This window comes from Streptomyces sp. NPDC058697, from assembly GCF_042715345.1.
Lineage (GTDB): Bacteria > Actinomycetota > Actinomycetes > Streptomycetales > Streptomycetaceae > Streptomyces > Streptomyces liliifuscus.
Window position 1 is genome coordinate 223278 of the sequence record NZ_JBHXSU010000015.1, and the last position, 19292, is coordinate 242569.

General features: G+C 69.7%; 18 protein-coding genes. 8 read left to right on the forward strand and 10 right to left on the reverse strand.

Going from position 1 to position 19292, the window contains the following annotated elements:
* Positions 1 to 21 precede the first annotated feature (21 nt).
* The 3 genes from ACFWXQ_RS30920 (at position 22) to ACFWXQ_RS30930 (ending at position 3576) form a co-directional block, all read left to right on the forward strand.
* The gene (locus ACFWXQ_RS30920; protein WP_383936792.1) at positions 22 to 1323 is read left to right on the forward strand and encodes a metallophosphoesterase; all 1302 of its coding nucleotides are present in this window, start codon (positions 22 to 24) and stop codon (positions 1321 to 1323) included.
* 204 nt (positions 1324 to 1527) lie between these two features.
* A complete protein-coding gene (locus ACFWXQ_RS30925; protein ID WP_383936761.1) occupies positions 1528 to 3078 on the forward strand; it encodes an ABC transporter substrate-binding protein in 1551 nt (516 codons plus the stop codon).
* A 96-nt stretch (positions 3079 to 3174) separates the two neighbouring features.
* The gene (locus ACFWXQ_RS30930; protein WP_362072263.1) at positions 3175 to 3576 is read left to right on the forward strand and encodes an ATP-binding protein; all 402 of its coding nucleotides are present in this window, start codon (positions 3175 to 3177) and stop codon (positions 3574 to 3576) included.
* A gap of 121 nt (positions 3577 to 3697) precedes the next feature.
* Here the strand turns inward: ACFWXQ_RS30930 and ACFWXQ_RS30935 are convergent, their stop codons facing one another.
* Together ACFWXQ_RS30935 and ACFWXQ_RS30940 are read right to left on the reverse strand one after the other, a co-directional pair.
* Positions 3698 to 5140, reverse strand: a complete 1443-nt coding sequence (locus ACFWXQ_RS30935) for an ATP-binding protein (RefSeq protein ID WP_383936764.1) — start codon at positions 5138 to 5140, stop codon at positions 3698 to 3700.
* Positions 5137 to 5826, reverse strand: a complete 690-nt coding sequence (locus tag ACFWXQ_RS30940; protein ID WP_383936766.1) for a response regulator transcription factor — start codon at positions 5824 to 5826, stop codon at positions 5137 to 5139. Before ACFWXQ_RS30940 ends, ACFWXQ_RS30935 begins: the two co-directional genes overlap by 4 nt.
* Before the next feature lie 167 nt (positions 5827 to 5993).
* Between ACFWXQ_RS30940 and ACFWXQ_RS30945 the strand changes: the two genes are divergently transcribed.
* Positions 5994 to 8414, forward strand: a complete 2421-nt coding sequence (locus tag ACFWXQ_RS30945; protein WP_383936793.1) for an MMPL family transporter — start codon at positions 5994 to 5996, stop codon at positions 8412 to 8414.
* Between the two features lie 13 nt (positions 8415 to 8427).
* On the opposite strand, the gene ACFWXQ_RS30950 is transcribed toward ACFWXQ_RS30945, so the two are convergent.
* The 5 genes from ACFWXQ_RS30950 to ACFWXQ_RS30970 all read right to left on the reverse strand — a co-directional run bounded on the left by ACFWXQ_RS30950 (position 8428) and on the right by ACFWXQ_RS30970 (position 11642).
* The gene (locus tag ACFWXQ_RS30950) at positions 8428 to 9204 is read right to left on the reverse strand and encodes a TetR family transcriptional regulator (RefSeq protein ID WP_383936768.1); all 777 of its coding nucleotides are present in this window, start codon (positions 9202 to 9204) and stop codon (positions 8428 to 8430) included.
* Between the two features lie 10 nt (positions 9205 to 9214).
* A complete protein-coding gene (locus ACFWXQ_RS30955) occupies positions 9215 to 9727 on the reverse strand; it encodes a thiol-disulfide oxidoreductase DCC family protein (RefSeq protein WP_383936795.1) in 513 nt (170 codons plus the stop codon).
* A gap of 5 nt (positions 9728 to 9732) precedes the next feature.
* Positions 9733 to 10140 carry a hypothetical protein gene (locus ACFWXQ_RS30960; RefSeq protein WP_200396267.1) on the reverse strand — a complete coding sequence of 136 codons (408 nt, stop codon included), beginning with the start codon at positions 10138 to 10140 and terminating at the stop codon, positions 9733 to 9735.
* 196 nt (positions 10141 to 10336) lie between these two features.
* Positions 10337 to 10747 carry a VOC family protein gene (locus ACFWXQ_RS30965; protein WP_383936770.1) on the reverse strand — a complete coding sequence of 137 codons (411 nt, stop codon included), beginning with the start codon at positions 10745 to 10747 and terminating at the stop codon, positions 10337 to 10339.
* 25 nt (positions 10748 to 10772) lie between these two features.
* Complete coding sequence (locus tag ACFWXQ_RS30970) at positions 10773 to 11642, reverse strand: helix-turn-helix transcriptional regulator (RefSeq protein WP_383936772.1); 870 nt, start codon at positions 11640 to 11642, stop codon at positions 10773 to 10775.
* A 167-nt stretch (positions 11643 to 11809) separates the two neighbouring features.
* Here ACFWXQ_RS30970 and ACFWXQ_RS30975 point away from each other — a divergent pair, with 167 nt between their 5' ends.
* The 3 genes from ACFWXQ_RS30975 (at position 11810) to ACFWXQ_RS30985 (ending at position 15849) form a co-directional block, all read left to right on the forward strand.
* The gene (locus ACFWXQ_RS30975) at positions 11810 to 12823 is read left to right on the forward strand and encodes an aldo/keto reductase (protein ID WP_383936774.1); all 1014 of its coding nucleotides are present in this window, start codon (positions 11810 to 11812) and stop codon (positions 12821 to 12823) included.
* Positions 12824 to 12988: 165 nt separating this feature from the next.
* Positions 12989 to 13381: a hypothetical protein gene (locus ACFWXQ_RS30980; protein ID WP_383952805.1), complete on the forward strand. Its 393-nt coding sequence runs from the start codon at positions 12989 to 12991 to the stop codon at positions 13379 to 13381.
* Between the two features lie 8 nt (positions 13382 to 13389).
* Positions 13390 to 15849 carry a DUF4132 domain-containing protein gene (locus tag ACFWXQ_RS30985; protein ID WP_383952824.1) on the forward strand — a complete coding sequence of 820 codons (2460 nt, stop codon included), beginning with the start codon at positions 13390 to 13392 and terminating at the stop codon, positions 15847 to 15849.
* On the opposite strand, the gene ACFWXQ_RS30990 is transcribed toward ACFWXQ_RS30985, so the two are convergent.
* The gene (locus ACFWXQ_RS30990; protein WP_383952807.1) at positions 15836 to 16990 is read right to left on the reverse strand and encodes a serine hydrolase domain-containing protein; all 1155 of its coding nucleotides are present in this window, start codon (positions 16988 to 16990) and stop codon (positions 15836 to 15838) included. The genes ACFWXQ_RS30985 and ACFWXQ_RS30990 overlap by 14 nt on opposite strands.
* A 158-nt stretch (positions 16991 to 17148) precedes the next feature.
* Between ACFWXQ_RS30990 and ACFWXQ_RS30995 the strand changes: the two genes are divergently transcribed.
* Positions 17149 to 17886 (forward strand): hypothetical protein, encoded by a 738-nt coding sequence (locus ACFWXQ_RS30995; RefSeq protein ID WP_383952809.1) that lies wholly within the window; start codon positions 17149 to 17151, stop codon positions 17884 to 17886.
* On the opposite strand, the gene ACFWXQ_RS31000 is transcribed toward ACFWXQ_RS30995, so the two are convergent.
* Both ACFWXQ_RS31000 and ACFWXQ_RS31005 read right to left on the reverse strand, forming a co-directional pair.
* Positions 17854 to 18978: a hypothetical protein gene (locus ACFWXQ_RS31000; protein WP_383952811.1), complete on the reverse strand. Its 1125-nt coding sequence runs from the start codon at positions 18976 to 18978 to the stop codon at positions 17854 to 17856. The genes ACFWXQ_RS30995 and ACFWXQ_RS31000 overlap by 33 nt on opposite strands.
* Before the next feature lie 14 nt (positions 18979 to 18992).
* Positions 18993 to 19163, reverse strand: coding sequence for a hypothetical protein (locus ACFWXQ_RS31005; protein ID WP_383952813.1), 171 nt, complete (start codon positions 19161 to 19163; stop codon positions 18993 to 18995).
* Positions 19164 to 19292: the final 129 nt, after the last annotated feature.

Genomic DNA, 19292 nt, shown 5'->3' on the forward strand with positions numbered 1-19292 from the left:
CACTGGTACGTGTGGCGTCGGATGGTGCGTGACACGACGGCGCGGCCGGGAACGGCCCGTCGGGTGGGCACGGCCCTGATCGTCGGCGGTCCGCTGCTCATGTTCGCGGCGATCGCGTCCGAGCGCGGCGGGGCACCGTTCTGGCTGCAGCAGGTGCTGGCCTGGCCGGGGTTCCTGTGGATGGCCTTCTCGCTCTATCTCCTGCTGGCGCTGCTGGTGGGGGAGGTCGTACGGCCGTTGCTCCGGCGGGTGCTGGAACGGCGTGCGACGCCCACGGTCGAGCCGGTGGGCGTACGCGAGGGCGCACCCGTCCGCGCGCGAGTTCCCGACCTGGAGGCCCAGTCCCCTTCCCGAGCCGAGCCCTCCTCCGAGCCCTCCTCTGAAGCCGAAGCCGAAGCCGAAATCGACGCCGCAGCCGGGTCCGAAACCAAGGCCGGGGCCGAGGCGAAGCCCGAGCGCGACGAGAAGCCGGAGCCCGCGGCCACCCCGGCCACCGGTCCCTCGCGCCGCCTCTTCGTCTCGCGCGTGGTCGGCGGCGCCGCTGCCGCCGCGGCCGTGGGGACTGTCGGATACGGGACGTACGGCGTCCTGCGCGGGCCCAAGGTGAAGCGGGTGACCGTGCCCCTCGCCAAACTCCCCAGGTCGGCTCACGGATACCGGATCGCCGTTGTCAGCGATGTGCACCTCGGGCCCGTACTGGGGCGTGGGTTCGCGCAGAAGGTGGTCGACACGATCAACTCGACGCAGCCCGACCTCATCGCGGTCGTGGGAGACCTCGTCGACGGCAGTGTGAAGGATCTCGGGCCGGCGGCCGCGCCCCTCGCCCAGCTGAAGGCACGGCACGGTTCGTTCTTCGTCACGGGCAATCACGAGTACTTCTCCGGGGCCGAGGAGTGGGTCGCGCGCGTGCGGGAGTTGGGGCTGCGCCCGCTGGAGAACGCCCGTACGGAACTGGCCGATTTCGATCTCGCCGGAGTCAACGACGTGGCCGGTGAGGACGAGGGGCAGGGACCCGACTTCGTCAAGGCGCTCGGGGACCGGGACCGGTCGCGGGCATGTGTGTTGCTGGCACACCAGCCGGTGCAGATCCATGACGCCGTCGACCATGGCGTGGATCTTCAGCTCTCGGGGCACACGCACGGCGGCCAGCTGTGGCCCGGCAGCCTCATAGCGGATCAGGTCAATCCGACCCTCGCAGGCCTGGAGCGGTACGGGGACACGCAGTTGTACGTGTCGCGGGGCGCCGGTGCCTGGGGGCCGCCCACGCGAGTGGGCGCGCCGTCGGACATCACCGTCGTGGAGCTGGCTTCCAGGCAGGCCTGAGGCGCACACGTCCCGCCCGGGAGCGAGCTGTGAAAGCGGCCGGAAACCATCGCTTGGTCAGCTTTCTCCCAACACTCCCCATAAGCCTTCCGCCGCCCGAAACCCCTGTGGTTGAGTGCCTCGCGCCACCAGGGAGTGGCATGAGGAGCCACTGGGGGAGTGGCGGGATCGAGCCACAGGACAGTGGCTCCAGGAGGGGCGCCGATGCGATCGGTTCGCATACGGATTCTCGCGGTGGTTCTGGTGCTGGTCGCCGTGGGTGTGGGCGGATGGCAGCTGCTGCCGACGGGCGGCGGCGGGGCCATCACCGTCGGTACGACGGACGCGGTGACGGCCCTCGATCCGGCGGGCGCCTACGACGCCGGATCCTGGGACCTGTTCAGCAACGTATTCCAGTCGCTGTTGACCTTCGCGCCGGGCGGCGCGGACCCCGTGCCCGACGCCGCCAGGAGCTGCGGATTCGTGGGTACGGGCCTGACCACGTACCGGTGCACGCTGAAGGACGGCATCACGTTTCCCAGCGGGCACAGGATGACCGCCGAGGACGTGAAGTTCTCCTTCGACCGGGTCAGGTCCATCGACTCGGCCGTGGGACCGGCCCCGTTGTTCGACACGCTGGGGTCGGTGGACGCGGAAGGGCTCACCGTCACCTTCCATCTGTCGTCGCCGGACGCCACGTTCCCGTTCAAGGTCGCCACCGGCGCCGGTTCGATCGTCGACCGCACCCGCTACTCCGGGCACTCGCTGCGTACCGGCAACGGGGTCGACGGCTCGGGACCGTACACACTGAAGACGTACACGAAGGATCAGCGGGCCGTTCTGACGCCGAACTCACGCTATCGGGGGGCGGCGCAGACCAAGGGTGAATCCGCCGTCGTGCGCTACTACGCGACCCCCGGGAAACTCGACGCCGCCTGGAAGGCCAAGAAGGTGGACGTCGTCGCGCGCACGCTGCCGCCGAAGGTGCTTGCGGGTCTTTCGCCGAGCGATCCCGGCCATCGCGTCACGGAGGCGGCCGGCGCCGAGACCCGCAATCTGTACCTCAATGTGAGGGCCGGATCACCGCTCCACGACCGCCGGGTACGGCAGGCGCTGGCCCTGCTGGTCGACCGCGACGAGCTGGCCACCACGACGTACCAGGGCACCGTGGATCCGCTCTACTCGCTGATCCCCGCGGGCATCACCGGGCACACGGCCTCCTTCTTCGACGCCTACCCGAAACCCGATCCCGCGCGGGCGAAGACGCTGCTCGCCGCCGCCGGGGTGAAGACACCCGTGCGCTTCACCTACGGCTACGCGAAGGGCAGGGACGCGGCCGGCGCGGAAGCCGCCGAGCTCAAACGGCAGCTGGAGCGGGGCGGACTGTTCCAGGTGACGCTCAAGGGCTACGAGTGGACCGACTTCCAGAAGCGGTACGCGGACGGTGAGCTGGACGCGTACGCCGTCGGCTGGGTCGCCGACTTCCCCGACCCGGACAACTTCACCGCGCCGCTGGTCGGCACCGGCGGCAGCATGAAGAACGGCTACAGCAGCAAGGACGTGGACCGGCGGATTCAGGACAGTCGGCAGTACGCGGACCGCGGCCGTACCGAGGGTGACTTCCGGGTGGTCCAGGACGACGTCGCCCGCGATGTTCCGCTCGTTCCGCTGTGGCAGCGCAAGGATTACGTACTGAGCAGCGAGGCCGTGGGTGGCGGACAGTACCTCTCGGACGGCACCGGGGTCTTCCGGCTGTGGAGTCTCGACCGGATCTGACGCGTTCGCGCGGGGTTGACGATTGCGTCAGTGACGCGATGGGCTCACCCCACGCAGCACCTTGTGACGAAGGTGTGCGTGGGGTGAGGAGCAAACGTGTTGAGACGCAACTCCTTCCGGCTGCCCCGGCATCCGGCTTCGGTCGGGCTCGCCCGGCGCCGGGTGCGTGACCATCTGTCGAACTGGGGGCACAGCAAGGGGGAGCAGGCCTTCGAGGACGTCGTGCTGCTCGTGTCCGAGCTCGCGACCAACGCGGTACGCCACGGGCCGCTGCTGGAGCGGGAGTTCGAGGTCGCCGTCACCGTACTCGCGGACGGTTCCTGCCTCATCGAGGTCTCCGACGAGAGCCCCGTCCAGCCCCGCCTGCGGGTGGTCGGAGAGTACGACGAGGAGTCCGGCCGAGGCCTGACCCTGGTCGAACACCTCACAACCGCCTGGGGAGTATGGAGCCGAGGAAGATACGGCAAGACGGTATGGGCCCTGGTCCCGGCGGCGTAGCGCCTTGCGGAGGACGAAGGACAGGGGCGCAGCCCCGTCCTTCAGGGGCGCGGGGAACTGCGCGACAAGCCCCCACCGGCCCGCAGCCCACAACGCACCGCAAGCCCCCCACACACACAAATCAACCGCAAGTCTTCGCAGGCAACGTAACCGTCACCGCCAGCCCCTCCCCCGGAGCCGTCCGCACCTCCACCTCACCCCCATGGGCCACGACCACCCCCTGAACGATGGCCATGCCGAGCCCACTCCCCGCACCCCCACCCGCCCGGAAGAACCGGTCGAAAATCCGCGAGGCGTCATCCTCGTCAAGACCGGGCCCCTCGTCGGCGACACAGAGCCGGACGACCCCGTCGACCCGCTCCAGACCGAGCGTGACAGCGACATCCGCCGGCGTGTGCGTCCGTACGTTCGCCACGAGGTTGCCCAGGATCTGACGCAGGCCCGACTCGTCGGCGTGTATCAGCAGGGCCCCGTCGGCGCCCACGGACACCGGCCGCTCGGGCTGCTGGGCCCGCAGGTCCTCGGCCGCGTCCCGCACGAGACGGCTCAGGTCGACGTTCTTGAAGCGCAGTTCGGGCTGCTGGTCGAGGCGGGCCAGGGTGAGCAGCTCGTCGACCAGGCGGGCCATGCGGTCGGCCTCACCGGTCATCCGGTCCCAGGCCCGCTTGCGCTCACCCGGCTCGCGCAGCATGCCCTTGTCGTACAGCTGGAGGTAGCCGCGGATCGCCGACAGCGGCGTCCGCAGTTCGTGGGAGGCGTCCGCGACGAAGCGGCGCAGCTGCGTGGCGCTCCGCTCGCGGGTGCGGTACGCCGACTCGACCTGGTGGAGCATCGAGTTGAGGGCGAGCCGCAGCTGCTCGACCTCCTGGGTCGGGTGGTGGCTGGAGGGCACGCGCCGGGCCAGATCCCCCTCGGCGATCGCCGACGACGTCTCGACCATGTCCTCCAGGGGCCGCAGCCGGCGGCTCACGCTGAGCATGGTCAGTACGGCGAGGAGCGCCAGCAGCAGGGCACCGAAGGTCAGATCGAGCTTGAGGGCCTTGGCCATGCCCTTGTGCAGGGCGTCCGTCGAGGTGGCCAGCAGGATGGTCGTGCCGTCCGTGAGGGAGACACCTATGACCCGGAACGGGGCGCCGTTCACGCTCACGTCCCGCGGCTCTGCGTCACCGGTGAGGGACCGGGGGTCGTCCACGGCCTCGGCCAGCGCCCGCTGGTTGTCCGTCGGTTCGAAGGAGCCGATCGTGAGGGTGTGTCCCGTCGTGTCGACCAGGGCGAAGAGGGAGTCCGAGTTCGGCGGCCCCTGCGATTCCGGGATCTTCCCGTCGCGGACGAAGGCCAGCGCGCTCATCGAGTCGATCTGCCGCGCGGTGATCTGCGTACTCCCCAGTGAGTCCCGGGTCTTGAGCAACTCCGAGTCGACCTGGTCCAGGAGGTAGTACTGCATGCCCATCAGGCTGACCGCCGTCGCCACGATGATGCCGAGCGCCAGCAGCGCCACGTTGGCCAGCGTCAGCTTGCCGCGCAGCGAGTGGATGCCATGGCTGTGGTGGCGCCGGAAGATCATGCGAGCCCGTATCCGACGCCCCGGCGTGTCGTGATCACCGGGGCGCCGAGGGCGTCGAGTTTGCGCCGCAGATAGCTGATGTACGTCTCGACGACGGTCGACTCGGCCGAGTGCTCGTACTGCCAGACGTGGCGCAGGAGTTGCTCCTTGGGGACGATCCGGCCGCCGTTGCGCACAAGGAAGCGCAGGAGCGCGTACTCGGTGGGGGTGAGCTCGACCGAGCGTCCCGCGCAGTGCACCGAGTACGTCGTCTCGTCCAGCTCCAGGTCTCCGTAGCGCAGGGGCGGGCGCTCGGGGAGGACGTCGGCCGGGCGGGTGCGGCGCAGGACCGCGGTGATGCGGGCGATCACCTCGTCGATGTTGAACGGCTTGGTGATGTAGTCGTCGCCGAAGGCGAGCGCGCCGACGATCTCGGTGGGCGCGTCCCGCGCGGTCAGGAACACCAGGGCCAGGTCGGGTTGTTTCGCGCGCAGTTCGCGGCCCAGCGCACGGCCGTCGCCGTCCGGAAGCATCACGTCGAGGAGCGCGGCGTCCGGGCGGGTGCGCTCGGCCAGCGTCAGCGCCTGGCGCACGGTCCCTGCCGTCATCACCTCGAAGCGGTGGTAGCGCAGAGCGATGGCCAGGACGTCCGCGATGCTCGGTTCGTCCTCGACGACCAGGACGGTCGCCCCCTCGTGAACGGTCATGTCCCCAGTATCGGCGCGGGCACTGACAACGGGGCCGGGTCGTGCTTTGGAGTTCCTTGTGAGTCATGGCCGAGTCGTGTCCACGGGTGCGCGCCACCCCGATGCTGAGCCGCAGGACCTGGGGGACCGACCGACGACCGACTAAGGAGCGTTGAGGCGTGACGACATTGGCACGGTGGTGCTATCGGCACCGGCTGGTGGTCCTGTTGTTGTGGGTGGGGGCGCTGTTGGGGCTCGGCTTCGCGGGATCTGCCGCGGGCACGAACTACGCGGACACCTTCACCCTTCCGAACACGGACTCCACGCGCGCGTACGACCTGATGGAGAAGGCCTTCCCGGAGCGTTCGGGCGACACCGACACGGTGGTGTGGAAGGTCGACGACGGATCCGTACGGGACGATTCCGTACGCTCCCGGATCGAGCCCGCCCTGGAGGAGATCGGGCGCATGAAGGGCGTCGGCGACGTCAGCAGCCCGTACGCCGCCCAGGGGGCCACCCAGATCAGCGAGAACGGGCGGATCGCCTACGCCCAGGTGACCTTCACCGAGCAGGCGAACGGCGTCCCCAAGGAACTGGTCCAGGACGTCGTCGACACGTCGCAGGACGCCGAACGCGCCGGTCTCCAGGTGGAGCTGGGCGGCCAGGCGATCACCCGGATCCAGGAACCGCCCACCGGTATCGCCGAGATGGTCGGCATCCTGGCCGCGGCGGTCGTCCTCTTCCTCGCCTTCGGCTCGCTCTTCGCGATGCTGCTGCCGCTCGTCGTCGCGATCGCGGCCCTCGGCACCGGCCTGATGGCGACCTCACTGCTCAGCCATGTCACCGACGTACCCGAAGTGGCCCCACTGCTGGGCTCGTTGATCGGTCTCGGCGTGGGCATCGACTACGCGCTGTTCATCGTGACGCGGCACCGGCGGGGCATCCTGCGCGGCATGAAGCCCGAGGAGGCCGCCGTCACGGCGCTCAACACCTCGGGCCGTGCCGTGCTGTTCGCGGGCGGCACGGTGTGCATCGCGCTCGCCGGCATGCTCGTGATGAACATGCGCTTCCTGGACGGTGTGGTCGTCGCGACCTCGCTCACCGCCGTGCTCAGCGTCCTCGCCGCGACCACCCTGCTGCCCGCGCTCCTCGGCATGCTCGGCATGCGCGTCCTCAGCCGCAAGCAGCGCCGCAGGCTCGCCGCGACGGGACCGGAGCCGGCCGAGGCGAGCGGCCTCGCGGCCCGCTGGTCCTCGTACGTGCAGAAGCGGCCGCGCTCGATCGCCGCCGGGGCACTGGTCGTGATGGTGATCCTCGCGCTGCCCGTCCTGTCGATCCGGCTCGGCGCCACCGACCAGGGCAACCACAAGGACTCGACGACGACACGCCAGGCGTACGACCTGCTCGCCGAGGGCTTCGGGCCCGGCTTCAACGGCCCGCTCCAGGTCGTCGTGGACGGCGGTGACGCGGACGCGCTCGTGTCGACGATCCGGTCGACGGAGGGCGTCGCCCAGGTCGCCGCCGCGCCGCCCTCCCAGGGCGTCACGGTGATCCAGGTCGTGCCCACCACGTCACCGCAGTCCGAGAAGACGGACCAGCTGATCGACCGGCTGCGGGACGACGTGATCCCGGAGTCCGGAACCGAGGCCCATGTGGGCGGAGTGACCGCCGTCTTCAAGGACTTCGCGGCCGTCACGGGGGACCGGCTGCCGTACTTCGTCGCGGCGATCATCACGCTCGGCTTCCTGCTGCTGATGGTGGCCTTCCGCTCCCTGGTGGTGCCGCTGACAGCGGCCCTGATGAACCTCATCGCGGCCGCCGCGTCCTTCGGAGTGCTCGTCGCGATCTTCCAGTGGGGCTGGGGCACGGAACTCCTCGGCATCGGCAAGGAGGGGCCGATCACCGCCTTCCTGCCGGTCATCATGCTGTCGCTGCTCTTCGGGCTCTCGATGGACTACCAGGTGTTCCTGGTGAGCCGCATGCACGAGGAATGGGTGCACACCAAGGACAACGCGCGGGCGGTCCGGGTCGGCCTCGCCGAGACCAGCCGGGTCATCAACTGCGCGGCCCTGATCATGATCTGCGTCTTCTCCGCGTTCGTCCTCAGCGGCGACATGGAGGGCGCGATGGCGGGCATCGGGCTCGCGGCGGCGGTCGCACTGGACGCGTTCATCCTGCGTACGGCGCTGGTGCCGGCCGCGATGCACCTCCTGGGGAACTCCAACTGGTGGCTGCCCGCCGGCCTGGAGAAGCGGCTGCCGCATCTGGCGGTCGAGCCCCGCGAGGAGGAGGTTTCCGAGCCCCACGCGCGCGTGCCCGACGACGCCGACGGCGGTTCGACCGTGATCCACGGCTTCGTCCGCACCCCGGACGGCGCACCGGTCGAGGGCGCCGCGCTGACCCTGCTCTCCAAGGGCGGCCGTCAGCTCGACCGGGTGACGTCCCTGGCCGACGGCTCGTACATCGTCTCGGTGCCCTCCGCGGGCTCGTACCTGCTGGCCGTGACGGCCGCCGAGCACCCCTCCCGCGCCCGGCACGTGATGGTCGGCGCCGAGCCCCTGGTGTACGACGTGGAGCTGGCCGAGGACGAGGTGGACGCCGTGAACTGACCGCGCGGGGGCGCTATTTCGCGGACTTCTTGGCGGGGTCGGGCAGTGCGTTCGTCATCCCCGGCAGGAAGTCCGTGAACAGCCCGTGAACCTCACGGACCAGGGGCCGCAGCACCCGGAAACGGGCCAGCGAGATGCCGAGCGAGGTGAGACGGGCACCTCGTTCGGCGAGGCGGTAACTGCGCTCGCGGCCCTCCGTACGGTCGAAGATCCAGTACAGGACGAGCCCCATCTGGGAGAGCCACAGCAACTCGGGGAGCACCTCCCGCAGTTCCTCCGGGATCTTCGCCTTGGAGCCCGCCAGGACCTCCCGGCAGACCCCGATGGCCTCCACGCGCGCGTGCTCCGACTCGGCGGAGAACGGGCTGAGCGGGCTGTCCGGATCGGCCGCGTTCTTGAAGAACTGCACCGCGAACTCGTGGTACGGCGTCGCCACGTCCAGCCACGCCTTCAGCACCCCGGCGATCCGGGCCTCCAGATCCTTCTCCTGGTCCATGACCTCGCGGACCGCCGCCCGGTGCTCGGCGGCGAGCCGGTCGTAGAAGCCCTGGATCAGGTGTTCCTTGCCGGCGAAGTAGTAGTACGCGTTGCCTACGGAGACCCCGGCCTCCTTGGCGATGGCCCGCATCGTCGTCTTCTCGTAGCCCCGCTCCTGGAACAGGCGCATCGCCGTCTCCAGGATCAGGGCCCGGGTCTGCTCGCTCTTGGCGGGCGTTCGGGACGGCCGGGCGGGGCCCTCCGGCTCCGCGGGGCCGTCCGGACGACTGGCGCTGTCTTTCGCTGCTGGCACGGGAGAGAGCCTAACGAGGCGCGCAGGTGTCGCTGTCGCAGGCGGGTGCGTCGTAGGTCCAGCCCGTGGCCGGGGAGTACTGCCATCCGTCGGCCCCGTAGTACGCGCTCCCGCCCCAGGCGCCGTGCCTGCGCGCCCACTGGCCCTCACGCCACTTGGCGGCGGCCAGGACCGCGCCGCGCGCGAGCCGCGCCCCGGCCGGGGTGCTGAACCGGTGGGCCGTCGGGCGGTGCTCGGCCAGTGCCCACAGGGTGACGATCCAGGCGGCGGTGCCCCGGTAGACCTGGCCCGAGTCGCCGATCACGGTGATCTCGTCGAGCGTCGCCGCGTGGTCGAGCCCCGGGAAGCGCCGCATGGCGGCCTCCGAGCCGGCGGGCACCAGCTCCAGCGGCACCAACTGGCGCTGCCGTACGAGCCAGTCGCGGACGAAGGCGCAGAGCGAGCACTGCGCGTCGTACAGGACGGTGAGCCCGCGGACCGGGACGCGCGCGGCGTCCCGGTCCGGGGTGGCGGCGGTGGCCATCGCGGTCACGCCCCGACCGCCGGGGCGACCCAGTCCTGCGGCGGCACGGGCGGCTGCTGCTCGCGCTCCATGAGGCCCCGGCGCCGGATCTTGTTGAGGACGTACACATTGCCCAGGTGCATGGCGCCGAGCACCAGGAGCACCACGCCGAGCTTCGTCGACAGGGCCTCGAAGACCCCACGGGCGTCGGCGATTTCCTCGTCCTGGCTCAGATAGAGGGCCACGAAGCCCAGGTTCACCAGGTAGAAGCCCACCACCAGCAGGTGGTTGACGGCGTCCGCGAGCTTCTCGTTCCCGTGCAGCACATCCGCCAGAAAGATCCGCCCGTTCTGGCTGAGCGTCCGTGCCACCCAGATCGTCAGCGCCACGCTGACCAGCAGATATATGACATACGCGACGACCGTGAGGTCCATGTCCCCACCCCTTCCCGTCTTCTTGAACGCGTTCAAAACGCGCTGTCGAGGAAGAATGTAGACCTGTTTTTGAACGTGTTCAAGTCGGTTGCGGGGCATGCGGATGTGACGTGCGGCTCAGGCCGCGAGGGGGTGGGGAGGGGCCCTGGGGGGCCTACTGGGTGGCTGGGCGCTCGGTCGGTGCCGCGCGCGGCGCTCAGCCGGTGCGTGCCAGCTCCGGCCGCTTGCCGTAGTCCGTGAAGCCGATGACGTTGCCCCAGGGGTCGGCGATCTCGACCGTCCAGCCGGTGGCCACCGGGAAAGGCTCGTCCAGGGGCTGGATCCCGGCCGCGCTCAGCGCCCGCGCCGTCACCCGGGCGTCCCGCACCTCCAGCCACACGCGGCACGCCGGCCAGGACGGCCCCCGCTGTCCGAGCTCCTCGTCCACGCGCAGCAGCACGCCCGGAGTCTCGTTCCCGACCTTCAGCAGGGCGATCCCGGCCTCGTCCAGGCGGAAGGCCACCGGAAACCCGGCCCGTCCGTAGAAGCCCAGCGCCTCGTCGAGGTTCCCGACGGGCAGCAGCACGTTGTCGAAACCGAGCAGTTCGTACGACTCGTCACCTGACATACCGTCAGAATAGGTCGCCGTCCGCTCAGGGCGACGGAACCGGCTGCGGCGTCGCGCGCGTGGCGAGCAGCCGCAACGCCCTGTCCGTCGCGGAGCCGGGCTCCGCCGTGTACGTGACCAGCGTCTGGCCGGGATCGGAGGGCAGCGGCAGCGACTCGTAGTGCAGCCAAAGCTCGCCCATGTCCGGGTGGGTGATGTGCTTCACGCCGTAGCACAGGCCCCGTACGTGCTGCTGGTCCCAGCAGCGGCGGAACAGCGCGCTCTGCGCCAGCAGGTCGGTGATCAGTGCGCCGAGGGCGGGATCGCCGGGGTGCCGGCCCACGTCGGCGCGGAGCGTCGCCGCCATGTACTCGCCGCCCGCCTCCCATTCCGGATACAGCGACCTGGACCGCTCCTCGTGCAGGAAGTACAGCCGGGCCAGATTCCGCTCACGCGGCTCCATCGCGGCGAAGTCGTACGAGATCCGCCCGCCGAGCGTGTTCCAGGCCAGGACGTCCATGGCCGCGCTGCACACATACGCGGGCACGTCCTCCATGGCGTCCAACAGCAGCCGGATGCCCTGCCGCACCTGCTGCGAGGCCGTCGTGGTCCCCGTCGTCGGCGTCCTGCGTCCGGGAAGGGTGAGGTCCCGCAGGTAGGCGTACTCGGAGTCGGTCAGCCGCAGCGCGCGGGCGACGGAGTCCAGGACGGAGTCCGAGATGTTGGGCGTACGGCCCTGCTCGATGCGTGTGTAGTAGTCCACGCTGATCCCCGCCAGCTGGGCGGCCTCCTCGCGCCGCAGGCCCGGCACCCGTCTGCGGTTGACCCCCGCCGGGAGCCCCAGCTCGGCCGGGTCGAGAGCGGCACGCCGGGCCTTGAGGAACGCGCTGATGTCGGGTTCGGGACGCGTGACCATGCTCCGAGTATCGCCCAGCCGGATCCATCGCCGCGCACGGTTCCTCCTGCGCCGGTTCCTGGTACTGCCAGACCCAGGCTGGACCGGGCCTGGTCCGGATGTCCGGCGGGAGGGAGGGTCGAAACGTATCCACACAGCCATGTGAAGCCCAAGGAGGCTCGACCCCTATGCAGCGCAGGATTCTGGGCGGCACCGGCATCTCGGTCAGCGAGTACGCGCTCGGCGCGATGATGTTCGGGGAGATCGGCAACCCCGACCACGAGGATTCCGTACGGATCATCCACGCGGCCCTGGAAGCGGGCATCAACTTCGTGGACACCGCCGACATCTACAGCACCGGCGAGTCCGAGGAGATCGTCGGCAAGGCCCTCAAGGGGCGCCGCGAGGAGGTCGTCCTCGCCACCAAGTTCCGGCTGCCCATGGGCGACGAGCCCAACCTGGCGGGAGGCTCGCGCCGCTACATCATGCGCGCGGTCGAGGACAGCCTGCGGCGCCTGGACACCGACTACATCGACCTCTACCAGATGCACCGCCCCGACCCGCTCACGGACATCGACGAGACCCTGTCCGCCCTGTCCGACCTCGTACGGTCCGGAAAGGTACGGGTCGTGGGCTCCTCCTCCTTCCCGGCCGACCAGATCGTGGAGGCCCAGTGGACGGCCGAGCGGCGCGGCCACGTCCGGTTCCGTACCGAGCAGCCGCCCTACTCGATCCTGGCCCGCGGGGCGGAGGGCAGCATCCTGCCGGCGGCCCAGCGCTACGGCATGGGCACGCTGACCTGGGGCCCGCTCAGTGCCGGCTGGCTCTCCGGCCGTGACCTCGCGGCCAGCGGGCGTGCCAAGCTGGAGGGCTTCAAGTTCGACCCGGCCCTGCCCGGCAACGCGGCCAAGCTCGCCGCGGTCGCCGACCTCAAGAAGGTCGCCGCCGACGCCGGTCTCCCGCTCCCGCATCTGGCCCTGGCCTTCGTGCGCGCCCACCCGGGCGTCACCTCGGCCATCATCGGCCCGCGCACGATGGACCAGCTCACCGACCTGCTGGCGGGCGCCGACGTCACCCTCGACGACGCGATCCTGGACCGCATCGACGAGATCGTTCCGCCCGGCACGGACCTGAACCGGGCCGACAACTACTTCGTCGAGCAGCCCGCGTTGACGGACCCGTCGCTGCGCCGCCGCGGGTAGCGAGGATGGTACGGCCAGCAGTGGACTGTACGGCCAGCAGTGGACGGTACGGTCCGCTGCGGACGGTACTGCCCGCGGTGCGGCGGGGCCCCGAAACCGGGGCCCCGCCGCCTGGTTCTCCCCCGCGGTGACTGATTGTCAGTGGCGCCTCGTACTGTCGACGGCATGGGAATGGTGACGTTCGTTGACGAGACGACAAGCGGGGACCGCGGCGTTGGCTGGGGGCTGGAGATCGCCGAGGAGCGGCTCGCACTGCGCGAGTTGATCCGTCGGCGGGTCTTTCAGGAGGTCGCCGAGTTCAACGCGCGTACGCCGGAGGTGTTCCAGGGACTCGTGCAGCCCAAGGACACCGAGCGCGTGCTGAACGGGTACGCGTTGCGGACGCCCCGGCGGATAGACCCCGAGGCGCAGACCGAGCTGGCGCTCAAGGCCTTCGCGGGGAACGGCTTCCTGGTCCTGGTGGGGGACCGGCAGCTCACCGACCTCGACGAGGAGATCGAGCTTGCGCTCGGCACCGAGGTCACGTTCCTGAAGCTCGTCGCGCTGGTGGGTGGCTGATGACGTCGATGCGATCGCACAAGCAGAAGATCCGCAACCAGATCGCCGCGGGGAACATGGGCAGACTCGCCGACGAGGCGCTGAAGGCCGCTGTCGCCAACCACGGCTTCTGGGGTGACGACTGGAGCGAGCTCTTCGACACCCTGCGCAACCTCCCCATGGAGGAGCGTCGCCGGCTCGCCCACGCGCTCATCGAGCGCTTCCAGTCGCTCGGCAAGGAGTCGGAGACCCGGCAGAAGGTGCTGACGCTGCTCGGCGTCGTCGCCCGTGACCTGCCCGACGACTGCTTCCTCCCCACCGAGCGGCTGGCGGAGCTCGAATCGCTCGGTGCCCGGCACTCCTACTGGCACGCCACGCGCCTCGACCTCCTGGCCGAGGCGGAGCTCGCGACCGGCCGACAGCTCGCGCCGGCCGTCGTGGCCGTCTTCCGTCGTACGGCCCTGGTCGCCTACCGCTCGGAGCACCTCGTGGAGCTGGTCAGGAAGCTCACCACCCCTGTCCTCAACGTCGGCGAGGCATGGGCCGATCACGCCATGGAGCAGCTCACCGGCCCGGACGACCCCTGGCACGCCCTGCTCGTCCACGCGCTCACGGCCACCGCCTCCAAGCCCAGTGCCAAGTGGGACAAGCAGGCCCAGGCCCTCATCGACACCCTCGGAGCGGACCGGGTCGCGCGGACCCTGCTGTCCTGGCTCGCTCTCGTCGGCCGCCCGCGCACCATCCCGCTGGAACGCCAGACGTACGAGCCGGACGTCAACAACGCCTTCGACCCCTACAACGCCAACGCCCTGCGGGGCCTCGCCTGGCTGCTGTCCCTCCTGCCGCCGCACCCCGACACGGCCCGGGCGCTGGGCACGCTCGTCGAGACCTCCCTCAAGAAGGTCGCCGGAATCGGCCCGCGCAACCCGAAGGTCGCCAACGCCGGCGTCATCGCGCTCTCCCGCGTCGACAGCGAGGCCGCCCTCGCCGAACTGGCCCGCCTGGCCACGCGGGTGACGTACAAGAACACGGCGAAGCTGCTCGACGGAGCGCTGGAGGCGCGCGCCACCGCGCTCGGCCTGAGCCGCGAGGAGATCGAGGAGCTCGCCGTCCCGGCGTACGGTCTCACCGAGGTGGGGCGTGCCCGGCACCTACTCGGGGACGTCACCGCCCTCATCGAGGTCCACGGCACCAAGTCCGTGCTCGGCTGGCGCAACGCGGCCGGCAAGGAGGTCAAGAGCGTGCCCGCCGCCGTGAAGCGGGACCACGCCGACGAGTTCAAGGAACTCAAGGCGGCCGCCAAGGACATCGACAAGATGCTCTCGGCACAGGCGGAGCGGCTCGACCGCCAGTTCCTGGCCCGGCGCACCTGGGCGTACGACGCCTGGCGCGAGCGTTACATCGACCACCCGCTGGTCGGCACCCTCGCCAGGCGCCTCCTGTGGACGGTCGACGGCAGACCGGTCGGGTTCGCCGACGGCGAGCTGCGCACACTCACCGACGACCCGGTGACCACGGGTTCGGAGGTCGAGCTCTGGCACCCGGTCGGGCGCGAACCCGCCGAGGTCGTCGCCTGGCGCGACTGGCTGGAGCGGCACGAGATCACCCAGCCGTTCAAGCAGGCCCACCGCGAGGTGTACCTGCTCACCGACGCCGAGCGCGCCACGGGCACGTACTCGAACCGTTTCGCGGCGCACGTGCTGCGGCAGCACCAGTTCAACTCGCTGGCCGCGATCAGGGGTTGGCGCAACAAGCTCCGGCTGTGCGTCGACGACTCGGCCCCGCCGGCCGTCCGGGAGCTGCCCCAGTGGGGCCTGCGTGCCGAGTACTGGATCGAGGGCGACGGCGAGGAGTACGACGAGGACACCACGGAGTCCGGCAGCTATCTGCGGCTGCGCACCGACCAGGTCCGCTTCTACCCGATCGACGCCCCGGAGAACTCGGCGCACTGCTACGGCGGCGAGTACAGCATGTGGCTGCAGGACGGGCAGGACCCGGTCGAGCCGCTGCCCCTCACCGAGATCCCACCCCTCGCCCTCTCCGAAGTCCTGCGCGACGTCGACCTGTTCGTGGGCGTCGCGAGCGTCGGCAACGACCCGACCTGGCAGGACGGCGGCCCCGGCGGCCGCTTCCAGGAGTACTGGTCGGGGTACAGCTTCGGCGAGCTGAACCAGAGCGCCGAGACCCGCCGGGCACTCCTCGACCGCCTGATCCCCCGGCTCGCGATAGCCGACCGCTGCACCCTGGAGGGCCGTTTCCTGCATGTGAAGGGCGAGCGTCACACGTACAAGATCCACCTCGGCTCGGGCAACATTCTCATGACCCCGAACGACCAGTACCTGTGCATCGTGCCGAAGTCCGCGGCGACGCCCCAGGCCGGCTACCTCCCCTACGAGGGAGACCGCACCCTCGCCGTCATCCTCAGCAAGGCGATGATGCTGGCCAAGGACACCGAGATCACGGACCCGACGATCCTCAGCCAGCTGTAGCCGGTATCGGTACGTCGAACGCCGCCCCCGCTATCCGCAGGACGTACGGCAGTTCGGGGTTCCGGTCCGTCGGGTTGAGGGAGTAGACGAGGAGGCGGCGGAGGTCACGGGTGGCGAAGGTGCCGCTCGTGTAGCCGGGGACGTGCCCGCTCTTGCCCCAGACGACCGTGCCGTCGGGGAACTCGGTGCGCTGGAGCCCGCCGTAGCTGAACTGCGTGTCGCCGCTCGCCGCGGCGGGCATCCGGAAGAGGTCCTTCTGCTGGGCCGGAGGGAGGAGGCGACCGCGGTACAGGGCCGTGAAGAAGCGGGCCAGATCGGGGGCGTTGGAGATCATGCCGCCCTCCGCCCACCCGTACGGGTTCTGGACGCTCACGTCCTTGAGCTCGCCGGAGCCCGGCACCGCCACGAGGCCGCGGGTGTGGGGCGCCGGGATCGACGAGTCGTCGAGGGCCGGGACGTACGTGTCACGTAGCCGAAGGGGTTTGAGTATCCGGGAGCGGACCTCGGAGCCGTACGCGTGTCCGGTCACCTGCTCGATGATCAGCCCCGCGATGAAGTAGTTGATGCCGTTGTAGCGCGTGGCTCTGCCCGGTTCCGTCGGTTCTCCGCAGGCCAGTGAGGCGTCCACTGCCTCGCGCGGTGACATGTCCTCCGTGGCGCAGGTCATGATCTGCAGCCCGCTGGTGTGGCTGAGCAACTGGCCCACGGTGACGGGGTAGTAGCCGGGTGGCAGCAAGCCCGGCACCAGCTCCTGCACGGTGTCGCCCAAGGTCAGCCGTCCCTCGGCGGCCAGTTGGAGCAGTACGGTCGAGGTGAAGATCTTCGTGACGCTGCCGATCCTGAAGTGCGCGTCGGCGGCCGGCACGGACGGACCGGCCGTACCCGACCAGCGGCCGTCCGTCCCGGACATCCGGATCAGCCCGCCCGTCACGTTCTCATCGGGCAGCCCGGCGAGCGCCGCCCGCAACGCCTCCTTGTCGAGCCCTCGGCCACTGTTGCCGAGCCCCCGGTCACCACGGACCACACCGTGCCCGGAGCCCGCGGCCACCGCAGGCACGGCCCCCGCCACCAGCAGGGCCGCCACTGCTCCGGCGGCGGCCGCCGTCCTCCAACGCTTCTTGCGCCCAAGTAAGTTCGCCATGCACACCAGCCTCGCGCCACACATGCGCCGCCTCCATAGGGAGGATCCCGGACGCGCCCCTGACGTCACCCTGAGCCTGCCCCTGCCCGGCACGGGACCTGTCATGGAGGCTTCAGTACTCTTCAGGCTGATTGCGGGAGGGGGAGCCGGTGGGCCGCGTGCGAATTGCCTTCGGGCTGCTGGTGGTTGTCGTCGGCACGGTCTGGCTGCTGGGCGGGGGGTCGGCGGTCCGCTCGGGCGGACGGTGGGCACTGTCGGCGCTGCCGTATGTGTTGGTCGCACTCGGACTGCTGCTGGTCCTGCGAGCGGCGGTGCCGAGAGGACTGCTTGCCGCGCCGCTCGTTCTCATCGCCGGCGGCGGACTGTGGGCGGCTTACAACGCGGGGTACTTGGGGGAGGCGAGCGCGGGCAGGGTGTGGCCTGGCGTCGTGATCGCACTGGGGGCAGCGCTCGCGCTCGGCGTGCGGCCCCGGCCCGCGGTCGTGGAGGACGAACTGCCGTTCAGGCTCTATCGGAGCATTGTGCTTCCGGTGCGTAAGCGCGTCGCAACGGAGACCGTGCCATTGCAGAACGTGGCGGTGAGTTCGTGGTTCGGGGACGCGCGGATAGATCTCTCGGGAGCTCAGTTCACCAGTGACCCTGAGCCCGACGGGGGGTACAAGGTGCTGGAGGTCGATGTCATGGTCTGCTTCGGCAGGGTCGAACTCGTCCTGCCGTCGCGCTGCGCGGTTGTGCGCGGCAATGTGGAGAACACTCTGGCCGTTCACTACGCCGACCGCGTCGCCGTGTACGCGGACACAGACACCTATCGCACATTGGTGGGTGAGGAAATGCCTCGCCGAGTGCTGCTCAATGTTCTGGGGCTAGGCGGATCCGTTGCCATTCGTTCCTTGTGAGGCAGTGGTGTCTGCGCTTACTGGGGCATCCACAGTGTGGTCCATGACTTCGCGCTTGAGGCTGGCGTGAGTATCGAGCCGACTGTCGTCCTGGGCTATGAATTCCGAGATCAGCTCGTTCACCTGCACGAAGTCCGATGCGTTGGTTTCCGGCTTGTAGTGGAACGCTTTGACCAGGTCGAACCGGTGCAGATCGAAGACTGCGCACAGCAGCACCGCGTGGTGGAGCGCCGCGGCGACAGCGCCGCGGTAGGCGAGTGCAGCCATGACAGCGGGAAGTACGGGCAGCAATGACCAGGCATCGAGTCGGAGTATCAGCGGCAGGGTGGCCACCGTGCAGATTGCCAGCGAGACACAGAGGGAGGCGGTCGAGGCGATGACATCCATCTGTTGGGTTACGGCGCCGTTGAGCCTTTCGGACACGAAAGGATAGATCCGTGGGTACGTGCGCATCATGTCCAGCCCGTAGCGGTCCCCCGAGAGACGCTCCGCCCGCAGCAGGGCGTTGCCGAGCTCGGTGGCCATCAACTCGCCGTGCTTGTCCCGCCATTCATTGTCTGGCAGTTCCAGCTCGCGGACCTCGGTCGGATACCTGTTCCGGATGCGCTGCGCCTGTTTCATCCGGCGTTGCTGTTTTGCGGTTTCCTTGGCTTCCGACGCCAGCATGTGCAATGGACGGGCCACGGTCGCCTGTGCGGTGGTGCTGACGGCGGTGCCCGGTTTGGCGAATTCGAGAGTAGCGATCGCACGGTTTCTGCGGCGGCGGTGGCGTTCGGTTGCGGCACCGCGCAGAGGCGCCAAAGGGGACGGACGAGTCCAGTAGCCTTCGAGGAGCTGGACCAGTGCGGCTTCGAAGGGGCGCAGAATCACCCCGCCCACGAAGATGAAAAAGGTCCCTAGGGCCAAGGCTGCCGCATCCCGCTTCTCCGGGAGCACGGCGCCGAAGTCCACGTGTGCGTCGGGGTCGTACAGGTGCGCGCGCACGAGGGTGGCAACGACGCCGATCACCAGGACACTCGGCAGAATGCTCAGGAGGCTGAACCGCGCCCCGCCCAGGACCTTGCCGCCCGCCTCGATAAGACCCTTCAACATTTACGACTCGTCCCCTACGTGGAGAAGCGTTTCATGTGGTGCTGCATACCGGGACCCGGGCAGTTCGGCGCGCTTCGACCGGTGCGGACGGGAGGCTGACCGGGGCAGCTGACGCAGACCCAGATGATCTTGCCGAGGGAGAGGTCAGCCAGTTCCATACCGGGCAGGATCTGCTGCGTGTCCATGGTTGTTCCGCACGCGCACTCAGGAAGGGGATCCGCCACCTCGTCCTCAATGAGAGAGGGGTGGGCGCACCCGTCGGCGGAGCATACGTAGACGTACCAGCCGGGCTCCGGAGGCCGTGTTTGAAAGTA